This window comes from Vibrio eleionomae (assembly GCF_009874545.1).
Classification (GTDB): domain Bacteria; phylum Pseudomonadota; class Gammaproteobacteria; order Enterobacterales; family Vibrionaceae; genus Vibrio; species Vibrio nitrifigilis.
Map to the genome: position 1 here is coordinate 1 of NZ_WEKT01000087.1, position 11,331 is coordinate 11,331.

Below are 11,331 nucleotides of genomic sequence, written 5' to 3' on the forward strand. Positions count from 1 at the left end.
CCCCAACCCTCCCCAAAGGGAGGGAGCTTGTTCTGCCTGTGTAAATCTGATTGGAGTTCAATGTACGCTCAGCAAACTCGATCCAGTTCTCCACCTTCCAGGAGGGAATTAGAAAGGGTTATCACCACGATCTCATCACTAAGTTCATCGACAATTCATGGGGTTAACAGTATTTCCGAACGCACCACAATTCCCTCACCCACGGACTCGCTGTGGTCCCACTCACCAACTCGCCCCAAAGGGAGGGAGCTTGTCCTGCGTATTCAAATCTGATTGGAGTTCGATGAATGCTCAGCAAACTCGATCCAGTTCTCCACCTTCCAGGGGGAGTTAGAGGGGGTTATCACCGCGATCTCGAGCCTGAGGTTATCATCAAGATTGGAGCAAATGATTCACTTCATCCCAAATCTGTTCTAATACAGAATCAATGTGTTGTATCACTTCTAAATTGGTAAAGCGCAGAAGCTTCACATCATTTAAATATAAGAACTCATCTCTAGCAGAATCATGTTTGCGGCCTTCGTCAGTAAAATGGCTGTCTCCATCAACCTCAATCGCCAACTTTAATGGCACACAATAAAAATCCAGAACATAAAACCCAAACGGATGTTGACGACGAAATTTAACCCCAAGCAGCTTGCTACGTATTTTTGACCACAACGTCTTTTCTGCGTACGTCATTGAATTACGCAGTGAGCGAGCTTGAGAACAATCAAAGCGACCTTTTCTTCCCATCAGGATTCCACGTCATATCCAAGCATCTTTAACTCTTGGGCGAAATCTTCTTGGACAGTCTTAACCCCATGAATCAGGCGGATGGATTTCGGTTTCTCTTTAATACCTTGAATAAAGCGTAATAGATCCTCTTTGTCAGCATGAGCAGAGTAACCGGACATAGAGTGAATGTGAACGTTCACTTCAACTTGCACCCCATCAATATCAACGTGGCCTTGACCACTTTGCAGCTCATGGCCCAAGGTTCCAACTGCTTGATAGCCAGCGAAAATAACATCAGTACGTGAATCAGGTAATAAAGCTTTCAGATAGTCAATAATTCTTCCCCCTTCGCACATACCGGATGCAGCAGCAACAATCGCAGGCTCTCCTGTTGACGCCAAGCGATTCACCAACTTCAAATGGGAGGCATAATCCGGAATCGTAATACATTGCTCGAATGCTAGAGGATGACGATGCTGAGAAAGACGGTTTTTAGCTTCTTTACCCCACAACATCTTAAAGTGACGATAAGACTCAGTGACTTTACTTGCCATTGGAGAATCCAAAATAATGGGGATATCCGGTTGTAAATCATGTTCATGTATCAATCGTTCAATATCAAATAACAACTCCTGAGTGCGCCCAACACTAAAAGCAGGGATTAATATCACCCCACCATCAGCTAATGATCGATCAATAATCATTGCCAAGCGCATACTGCGCTGCTCAACACTTTCGTGGCATTTATTTCCATAAGTTGTTTCGATATAGAGGTAATCAGCACGAGGTGGAGAAATCGGGTCAGGGAGTAAAGGCGTATGTGTTGGGCCTAAGTCGCCAGAAAAAACCACGATGTCTTCGTTTGGCAACCGACATTCAATAAACGCAGAACCAAGAATATGGCCTGCAGGATTAAAACGAAGATCGACCGACCACTCGTTAAAATAGGCGATATCAGCAGAGTTGTGATTAAACCAATCAATGGAATACCAATGGCCATATTCCATTGGAACCATCAACTGCTTAATCACATCGATAACTTTACTGCTCTGTTTAGCTGTCAACGAAGTTTGCAGCTTGAGGCTATCTTCAAGCATTAAAGGGACCAATTCAGCCGTCGCTGGAGTACAGTAAATTGGTTGACGAAAACCAGCGGCAATCAACCAAGGAAGTCTACCCAAATGGTCTATATGAGAGTGAGTAAGCACTAACCCACAAACTGAATCAAGCGAGAAATCAATCTCTAAACTTTGCTCTGATCGTTCATTTCCTTGAAATAATCCGCAATCAATAAGTAGGCTGCTTGCTCCCCATTTCAGCTCATGACATGAACCAGTGACCGTATGATGACCACCATGATGCACAACAGTATGCTGCAACATACTTCCTCCCTAGATCATTCATTCCTGTATAACCATAGGAAAAATCTCTGCGCATCTCTTTAAGTCAGCGAATAAAAAATTCGGTATGACTCGAGAAATCACTCAATACTCAAAAATAAACACCACCGACTAAACACACCCGTACCAAATCGTTGTAAAAAATATGCAACCACAACACTCTTTTGCGATCCGATTTCCAGACTAAAATTATTAACAAAAACCTCACTTAAGCTCGATAGCCTCTTAATTTCGAATGATAGCCTTAAATCGATTATTAACACTTATAAGGTTAGAAAAATGAGAGACAAAAGAATCGATCTTTTAAGGTTCATCGGCCTATCCATGATTATACTCGCCCACGTCGAACCACCAGATCTCATCATGCAAATTCGTAACTTCGACGTTCCGATCATGGTCATCATCTCTGGTATTTCCTTTTCCATTAGCTTCAAAAATAAAGAAACATTTTCGCTTTACGTATGGAAAAGATTTAAACGTTTGGTACTTCCTGTATGGGCATTTTTATCGATATTCTTCTTGCTGATGACGCATGTATTCCCTCATACCATTGACCTTAGTCTCAAAATCATGGCCAAATCGTATTTGCTTACCGATGGCATTGGTTATGTGTGGATTATTCGAGTATTCCTACTCGTCGCGTTAGTATCACCTCTTCTTTACCACTGGAATCAAAAAGAGAAGAGCAACACTCGTTATCTGCTAACATTAGCCATACTCGCTATCGCTTATGAGGTATTCCGTTATTATTCATTGCCCTACATTCACGGCGGTAAACTGCGTTTAATCTCTTTAGTTAGTCACTACGTGCTTGCTTACTCATTGATTTTTGCGCTTGGTCTACGCATTTATCAGTTCAAAAAACCAGAACTTATCGCAACGTTTCTTGTGGCAATCGCGACCTTTGTTATCACACGTTGGTACCTAGGTAGCTATACGGACAGCTCAATCTCAACACAAGACTACAAGTATCCCCCTTCGTTTTATTATTTTTCTTACTCTATTTTTGTCTTTGCCATATTGTGGTCTATCAGCGACAAAATCGTTTCGTTTGTAGAATCAATAAAATTATCGGGTGTAGTATTTTTTGTGGCACAAAACTCTATCTGGGTTTACCTATGGCACATTCTCTTCATTACGCTATTGCCTGATAATCATTATCTTGAAAAGTACTTACTCACATATATTTCCGCTGGAATAATTACGTATCTCCAAACCCGCATAGTCAACCTGATCATCAATAAAGAGTCCCTGCCAAATGGTATGAAAAAAAACATTCGAATGGTGTTTACGGGGTAATTATAAGCTAGCAACCATAACGCTAACTTGGTTTCACCGATGTTAGATGTAAAAAAGCCACCTAACTAAGTAGGTGGCTTTCGAATGTATAACAAGGCTCTTGAGAAGAAAACTATAGTCGTGGTGCTTGGCTAAATTCCAGTCCTTCAACATCTTTCGCAGAGAGTAAAGGTTCACCATCTAATGGCCATTCCACAGCAACCGTTTTATCATTCCAAAGTAAACTCACTTCAGATTTTGGATTGTAATAATCAGTACACTTGTAAACAAACTCAGCTTCGTCACTCGTCACATAGAAACCGTGCGCAAAACCAGCAGGGATCCAGAACTGACGTTTATTTTCAGCGGATAAATAAACACCAACCCATTGGCCAAATGTTGCCGAACCTTTGCGCATATCAACCGCGACGTCAAACACTTCACCTGAAACCACGCGAACCAGCTTACCCTGAGTATTCTCTAGTTGGTAATGCAAACCACGTAAAATGCCTTTCTTCGATTTAGAATGGTTATCTTGAACGAACACCGTTGGTTTGCCCGTCACAAGCTCTTCAAATTTGTTTTGTTGCCATGTTTCCATAAAAAAGCCACGTTCATCACCAAACACTTGCGGTTCAATAATTTTTACGTCAGCTATTTTTGTATCTATTACTTTCATTTTCTACTCTTTACAAATGCGTTAAGGGTGAGTTTATGCCATATAGTCATCTAAATGACATAACGCTGCCTGCCAATCACTGGCTGCGATACCAAACGTTTGAGTAATTTTCTGCGTATCTAAGCGAGAGTTCTCAGGTCGCTTCGCTGGTGTTGGATAATCTGCCGTGGTGATTGAGTTAACGATAGGTTTGCTCGACAACACAGATTGCTCCAGCGCTTTATCAAAAATGGTTTGCGCAAATTGCGCCCAGCTTACGTGAGGCAATCCAGAAAAGTGGTAAGTTCCAAAATCACTATTACCCTGCTCAACTACCGCTGTCGCAATATGGATTAAAGCAGCTGCAATATCACCAGCATAAGTAGGGCCACCGAACTGATCCCCGACAACACCAAGAGAGTCTCTTGATTGGGCTAAACGCAGCATAGTTTTTACAAAATTATTTCCACTTTCACCAAATACCCAAGCGGTACGTAGAATAATATGTTTATCACAGCTAGAAACTACCGCGAGTTCACCTTCAAGCTTACTTTTACCGTAAACCCCTTGAGGATCGGTATCATCCGATTCAAGGTAACTACCCACTTTATTACCCGCAAACACATAATCCGTAGAAATATGCAAAATGGCCGCATTAACTTGCTGTGCAGCTTGAGCTAGATTTTGGGGACCATCACGATTAATAGCGAAAGCAAGCTCACTTTCACTTTCCGCTTTATCGACTGCGGTATGAGCCGCTGCATTAATGATCACATCAGGACAATAATCACGAACGGCAGACATCACCTGCTCAGAATCGGTTATATCTAATTTATCACGGTCTAACGCCAGTACATCATGCCCTGTATTCGCTAACTGATTAACTAGACACGTACCCACTTGCCCGTTACTACCGGTGATCAAAATTTTCATTACTTCTCTCTTACTTCATTAATCAAGCGCATTAAATATTGCCCATAATCATTTTTCATCATAGGCTCAGCGAGAGTGGCTACTTCGTCATCAGAAAGCCAACCATTACGCCATGCAATCTCTTCCAGACAAGCCACTTTTAGACCTTGAACGTTTTGAACTGTTTCAACAAAAGAAGAGGCTTCATGTAAGCTATCATGAGTTCCCGTATCCAACCACGCAAATCCGCGACCTAGTAGCTCAACGTTCAATGTACCATCATTCAAATACATTTCATTCAGTGTGGTAATTTCTAGTTCACCACGCGCAGAAGGTTTCACTTGCTTAGCAAAATCCACCACGCGGTTATCGTAAAAATATAGCCCCGTCACTGCATAATTCGATTTAGGTTTTTCAGGCTTTTCTTCTATCGATACGGCACGCATTTCATCATCAAATTCCACCACACCAAAACGCTCAGGGTCTTTCACTTGATAACCAAATACAGTAGCGCCATTTTCTCGCTCAGCCGCTCGACGCAATGTATGCGTAAATGATTGACCATAAAAAATATTATCGCCCAGCACCAAACAAACACTATCGTTACCGATAAACTCTTCACCAATTAAAAACGCTTGCGCTAAACCATCTGGGCTTTCTTGTATCGCATAGCTTAAGTTAATTCCATAATCGGAACCATCACCTAATAAGCGTCGAAAACTCTCATTATCTTCAGGTGTAGTGATAATCAAAATATCTTTAATACCGGCAAGCATTAAAGTAGATATCGGATAAAACACCATGGGTTTATCGTAAATAGGAAGCAATTGTTTAGACACGCCACGAGTAATCGGATACAAGCGAGTGCCAGAGCCACCAGCAAGAATAATTCCTTTCATTTTTTATAACCTTACCAACTAAAACTAAAACTAAAAATATTCTTAGGCTTCAGCTGAGCCCAAACGTTCCATGGAATATGATCCATCTAGCACGCGGCTCCACCACTCAGTGTTGTTCAAGTACCACTCCACTGTTTTGCGAATACCAGACTCAAACGTTTCTTCAGGCACCCAACCAAGTTCACGACCAATTTTGCTAGGATCAATGGCATAACGTACATCGTGTCCAGGACGGTCAGTCACATAGGTAATCAGATCAGCATAGTGCTCGACACCTGCAGGTTTATTCGGCACTAATTCTTCTAGTAGCGCACAGATAGTCTTCACAACTTCGATATTGGCTTTCTCATTATGACCACCGATATTGTACGTCTCTCCCACAACGCCTTCAGTCACTACTTTGTACAGTGCACGAGCGTGATCTTCCACAAACAGCCAATCCCGAATCTGCATTCCATCACCATAAACTGGCAGTGATTTTCCATCTAACGCATTTAAGATCATTAGAGGAATCAACTTTTCAGGGAAATGATAAGGCCCATAGTTGTTAGAGCAGTTAGTCACTAACGTTGGTAATCCATAAGTGCGAAGCCAAGCACGAACCAAATGGTCACTGGATGCCTTAGAGGCAGAATAAGGGCTTGATGGAGAGTATGGCGTCGTTTCAGTAAAGAAATCATCCGTTCCTTCTAGATCCCCATACACTTCATCTGTTGAGATGTGATGAAAACGAAATGCATTCTTACGAGATTCATCCAACGCATTCCAATAATGACGAGTTGCTTCTAATAATGTGTAAGTGCCGACAATATTCGTTTCAATAAAATCAGCAGGCCCATCAATCGAACGGTCGACATGAGATTCCGCCGCTAAATGCATCACGGCATCTGGCTGATGTTGAGCAAAAATGCGATCCATAGCAGCTCGATCGCAAATATCAGCATGTTCAAATGCATAGCGCTCACTCTTATCGACAGAGTAAAGAGATTCTAAGTTACCTGCATAGGTAAGTTTATCGACATTAATCACTGAATCTTGTGTGTGATTGATGATGTGGCGAATAACAGCAGAACCGATAAAACCAGCCCCGCCCGTAACTAAAATTTTCATATTATAAACAACCAGTTATATTTAACAATTGACGTTTCAAACCATATTAATCACATCCGTACACTATGAAGTATACGGATGTACATACGTAAGGTATCTTTCTTACATTACTCTGCGATTGCTCGCGTAAACCAAGGAGAACGAGCATCAGTTAAATCGTATAAACCGTATTTCCGACCTAACATCTGCCCCCCATCACGGGTCAGAGGCTGCCAAGACAAGTTAGCTCTATTAACGCTTGGCTTCACCGTCATAACATCGAATGGAATCGAAATATAAAAGCCCTTGGTAAAACTGCCTTCACCATATTCTGCGGCAGATAGGTTAGTTTTGGTGGCAAACACACCAGCAATCACACCACTATCAAACTGTTTAGAATAATCGACAGTGACGCCTTTATCCCCAGTAAGATACTGTCCCACACTCACTTTAAGACGAGTATTGTCTAAGAGAGAAGTAAATTGAGGTTCCCAATATAATGTGGCATGGCCCGTGTAACCGCCGGTTTGCACATTGTAATAACGATTAGTTTGCGAATCGTAATGTCTTTCCTGCTTAAAGAGACCGAATAGGCTATTGGGATCACGCTGGATAACATAGTTACCATTAATACCAATCGCCCAATTAGTATCTCTTGGACGATACAAAAGCTCTGAACCATAACCAGCAAACATGGTCTCGAGATAGCCCGCATAAGCTTGTGCATACAAATTATCAGACCAGCGATCAAAATAGGTTAATTGCAGATTACTTACCAAAACACGCTGATCTAAATATTGTCTTGCCAGAGTTCTAACCCGTTTCAAGCTAGTGCCATCTGGTGGCACTGTATATTTAAACTTATCGTAGTTATTGTTGATATCTCCGTATAACCCGCCAGAAAAAACAAAATGCCGGCCCGCATTGTATGTTATCCCCGCATTAACACCCAAGGCATACAGATAAAAACCTTCAGAGGCGCCAAACGACTGTTTCAGTGACGGAGATAAACCGTACGACAAATCATTAACAGAATTCGCTTTGAGCTGACCTTCTACAGGCGTCGTTTCTTGAGACTGTCTTGCATCATCAAACTTTGCCTCTGGATAATCATTGTCTGCAACTCGCTTGAACGAATAAGCGTTAATTTCAGTCTGGGTTACCGGTAAATGCTGCTTCGTTTCAATAATGCGATACGATTTGGCATTAATCCCCGTATTCGCAATAAGAAGAGCAGCTCTTTCTTCAGCAATTTTCCGATCTCGATACTTTTTCTGCTCACCTTCAACAGTAATGGTATGACGACTTTGATAGACCGATGCTTCACGATAACCGGCTATATTACCCAAATCCTCAGTCAGCTTTTTCCATTGTTTTGGCGTCAGATCCGATGTCGTTGGTTTCGGTGCATAACTAGGTTTCTTATTATCTTCTAGCCAGGTAGGACGCAAGTTTGCAAGATTGGTTGCTACAGAAATGCCTGCCGAAAGAGTATTCCCTCGTTCATAACTAAGGCGAAGTTTCGCCCAGTCTGCTAAAGAGTACACAAGGCCAACGTTCCACGGCGTATCATCTGGCATTGAAATACTTCCCCTAGTGACAGGGAAATCGCTTTGATAGTCGTTACCATCATATTCGAGTTTAAGCACAAGCGGCTCAAAAGGCGTTTGATATTCAATACCGCCAAATAATGCTTTACAGCCGGTAAACATGCGACCAGCCTCAAGACTTCCCCCAGTAGAGGTAAAAGCAGAATCGCGACCACAATCGGTAGTATCGGCTGTTTTATTACTTAGATTGCCACGGTTACCAATATAGCCCCACCCCAACCCAAGAGTAATATCAAAAGGACCAAACTGTTTACTGGCCGCAACATACTCCCCATCAAACAGCCCTGTACCACCGATATCTCGTAAACCAATTGACACATCAGGTAACAGGTAGCCTTCTTTGATAAGGTTTAACTTCAAATCGATAGATTTGTCTGTATATTTTGTTGAACCACTAAAAGACTCATCATCGCTATAAAGTAAATCATACACTTGGGTATAACGTATGGTTGACTCTAACCACGGAAAAAGCTGCAATGAAATTGCATAATTAATGTATTCATCATTGCGAGTGATATTTAAACTTAGCTCGCCATCATCCATCATCCGTGCCGATGGCATCTGCATTAACCCTACACCACCAAAATCTGATTGAGAGTGTTGTAATACTGGGCCACTGAATTCATCTGACAGACTCTGTGGAGAAAAAACGGACAGTACGGCTGCTGTACATAAGCTCAATGGCTTTGTAGCATTAAAAAATAATTTCTTCATTGAATGCGATTTCTCAATAATTCAACGATCATATCGTTCGGATTATTAATGGTGTATTCAGGATGTAGCGATGATTGAATAAAAGGCATTGGCACAAAAATAATGGCCCCAGGAGCGACTTCTAAAAAGTTATCTTTCCAATACGCGACAGATTGTTTTTCAACTCGACCATCTGGCTGAATAACATAGACAAACTCTGTATAGCTCTCCCAATGAGCGCTCTTTATATACTGTCTAGCACTGGTTCTATTGCGCCATTCATATTTGCCCGGCCGATCAACTTGACCTAACACCCAAACAGTATTTGGATTCTCATTTAAGCGGAGGAACCACTTACCCGCTAACGTTGGGTTATCATCTTTATTTAACCCCGTCATATCAGGATCAACAGGTAAAAAAATCCGTTTAGAGTATTGCCAATGCTCTAACTGAGTTAATAAATGATTCCAATATGTTCGGTCATCATGATTATCTGCGATATTAGCCTGATCTGTTACCATGCTGAGAACTCGATGACGAAATGCATAAGGTGCAGATAAATCGAACAAACTTGATGATAGCCAGTTAACCTTTTTAGAATCGATCTTTTCCTTGTGCAAAATACTCAAAACGGCTTGATTTAGCCTAGGTACTGCGGAAAAGTTCACATAACTGTTTTGTTGATGATAATTAACAATAAACTCAGTAGGCGCTGCAAATATAACCGCACTCGTAGTCATCGACATTATCAAAAGGGAAGATTGAATGAATTTAAAGAATCTTCTCATTACTTTTTCTCTCCATGGAATGCTTTACCAATGGAAAGTCCGATTTGGTATGAACCAGGATATAAATACTGTTGAGAGGTAACCACTTGCCCTGATGTTGGACTCACCCAATAATTATTGGTGTATGTTACTGAGAGCTTATCAATAGCCACGGTTTCAGTAACATGAATAAGATTTTCAGTACGATTCGGCAATGACACGCGTTCAAGGTTACCGACCATAAATGTGGAGTGCGCTTGATAGTTCATATGATACCCAGGCATCCAGCTCAACGTAAATTGCCAATGCTTCGGAGTCGAACTGTGCAATATACCAAGCGTTAAAGGATCGCGTTGAGTCGATTGAAGAGAGAGAAGATTACCGCCATTTGATAAATTGACCGTTTTAACAATTCTTCCCGCTTCAGTCACTATCATTTCTTTGCTAGCAGCAACCCATTTTAACCTCGCTGGATAAGTATTGTTTTCAACCCATCCAAGCACTAACAACGCCTGAGGGTTATCACCTAACCGGGTATACATACTCGCATAGGGAATATTATCGACCATTTCTTGCGTAATATTTGTTTCTTCCGGGCCAATAATCGCTGAATAAAGAGTCTGATTAAGACCTTGTGTGTTTTCTGAACATCCAGAAAGAAAAAGAAGCGATGCAAGTGAGCTTACTGTAATAGCTGTCTTCAGCATAAATATTAACTTTGAATAATAATAGGTATAAAAAAGCAACCACTTTCGTGGTTGCTTGTGATTACTTTTTGTCGATTATAACGCAGTAACAGACGTTGATGTTGACGTTGATGTAGCTGCACCATCATTGTTGTTGTCATCGTTATTATCGCTAGCAGCAACAATAGCGCCTGCAGCAACAACACCAGCAACACTAAGTGAAACAACAGAAACGCTACCAACCGCTGCCGCAGCGCCTGCTGCACCAGCAGCACCACCAGCACCAACACCGACACCAGTACCAACACCAGTGCCAGTGCCTGCACCTGCACCTGCACCAGCACCTGCACCGGCGCTTGCACCAGAACCGCCAGAACCACTAGCGCTACCAGTTACTCCAACAGCTGCATAAGAAGGAGCAACCGCGCCTAATGCAAAGATTAGAGCTAACGCGATTTTTTTCATAATTTAACCCTTAATTAATATACTAAGTTTAATATTAAACATCGATGTGAAAGTCTATTAAACTTTCCCTACGATTCTAGAAAAATAGTCACCTTGCTGTAAACAAAAAACATTACCACTTTAGCTTTTAAAACAATAAATTATGTAATAATAAAAC

The 11,331-nt window shown here is 41.6% G+C and carries 11 protein-coding genes; 1 reads left to right on the plus strand and 10 read right to left on the minus strand.

What is annotated here, in order from left to right; genetic code table 11:
* Positions 1-372: 372 nt before the first annotated feature.
* Both F9817_RS22845 and F9817_RS22850 read right to left on the minus strand, forming a co-directional pair.
* Entirely contained in the window at positions 373-735 is a 363-nt protein-coding gene (locus tag F9817_RS22845; RefSeq protein WP_161158517.1) for an endonuclease domain-containing protein, read from the minus strand.
* Positions 735-2,099 (minus strand): MBL fold metallo-hydrolase RNA specificity domain-containing protein, encoded by a 1,365-nt coding sequence (locus tag F9817_RS22850; protein ID WP_161158518.1) that lies wholly within the window; start codon positions 2,097-2,099, stop codon positions 735-737. Before F9817_RS22850 ends, F9817_RS22845 begins: the two co-directional genes overlap by 1 nt.
* A gap of 297 nt (positions 2,100-2,396) precedes the next feature.
* On the opposite strand from F9817_RS22850, the gene F9817_RS22855 reads away from it, so the two are divergent.
* Complete coding sequence (locus F9817_RS22855) at positions 2,397-3,416, plus strand: acyltransferase family protein (RefSeq protein WP_161158519.1); 1,020 nt, start codon at positions 2,397-2,399, stop codon at positions 3,414-3,416.
* A gap of 112 nt (positions 3,417-3,528) precedes the next feature.
* Here the strand turns inward: F9817_RS22855 and rfbC are convergent, their stop codons facing one another.
* From rfbC to F9817_RS22895, 8 genes are all read right to left on the minus strand, one after another.
* Positions 3,529-4,074 carry a dTDP-4-dehydrorhamnose 3,5-epimerase gene (gene rfbC, locus F9817_RS22860; RefSeq protein WP_161158520.1) on the minus strand — a complete coding sequence of 182 codons (546 nt, stop codon included), beginning with the start codon at positions 4,072-4,074 and terminating at the stop codon, positions 3,529-3,531.
* 33 nt (positions 4,075-4,107) lie between these two features.
* Complete coding sequence (gene rfbD, locus F9817_RS22865) at positions 4,108-4,986, minus strand: dTDP-4-dehydrorhamnose reductase (RefSeq protein WP_161158521.1); 879 nt, start codon at positions 4,984-4,986, stop codon at positions 4,108-4,110.
* Positions 4,986-5,864, minus strand: coding sequence for a glucose-1-phosphate thymidylyltransferase RfbA (gene rfbA, locus F9817_RS22870; protein ID WP_161158522.1), 879 nt, complete (start codon positions 5,862-5,864; stop codon positions 4,986-4,988). The genes rfbD and rfbA overlap by 1 nt, the downstream gene beginning before the upstream one ends.
* Before the next feature lie 42 nt (positions 5,865-5,906).
* Entirely contained in the window at positions 5,907-6,974 is a 1,068-nt protein-coding gene (gene rffG / locus F9817_RS22875; RefSeq protein WP_161158523.1) for a dTDP-glucose 4,6-dehydratase, read from the minus strand.
* 107 nt (positions 6,975-7,081) lie between these two features.
* On the minus strand, positions 7,082-9,277 hold the full coding sequence (locus tag F9817_RS22880) for a YjbH domain-containing protein (RefSeq protein WP_161158524.1): 2,196 nt from the start codon (positions 9,275-9,277) through the stop codon (positions 7,082-7,084).
* Positions 9,274-10,044, minus strand: coding sequence for a capsule biosynthesis GfcC family protein (locus tag F9817_RS22885; RefSeq protein WP_161158525.1), 771 nt, complete (start codon positions 10,042-10,044; stop codon positions 9,274-9,276). Before F9817_RS22885 ends, F9817_RS22880 begins: the two co-directional genes overlap by 4 nt.
* Positions 10,044-10,730: a YjbF family lipoprotein gene (locus F9817_RS22890; RefSeq protein ID WP_161158526.1), complete on the minus strand. Its 687-nt coding sequence runs from the start codon at positions 10,728-10,730 to the stop codon at positions 10,044-10,046. Before F9817_RS22890 ends, F9817_RS22885 begins: the two co-directional genes overlap by 1 nt.
* Positions 10,731-10,805: 75 nt before the next feature.
* Positions 10,806-11,174: a hypothetical protein gene (locus F9817_RS22895; RefSeq protein WP_161158527.1), complete on the minus strand. Its 369-nt coding sequence runs from the start codon at positions 11,172-11,174 to the stop codon at positions 10,806-10,808.
* Between the last annotated feature and the right edge of the window lie 157 nt (positions 11,175-11,331).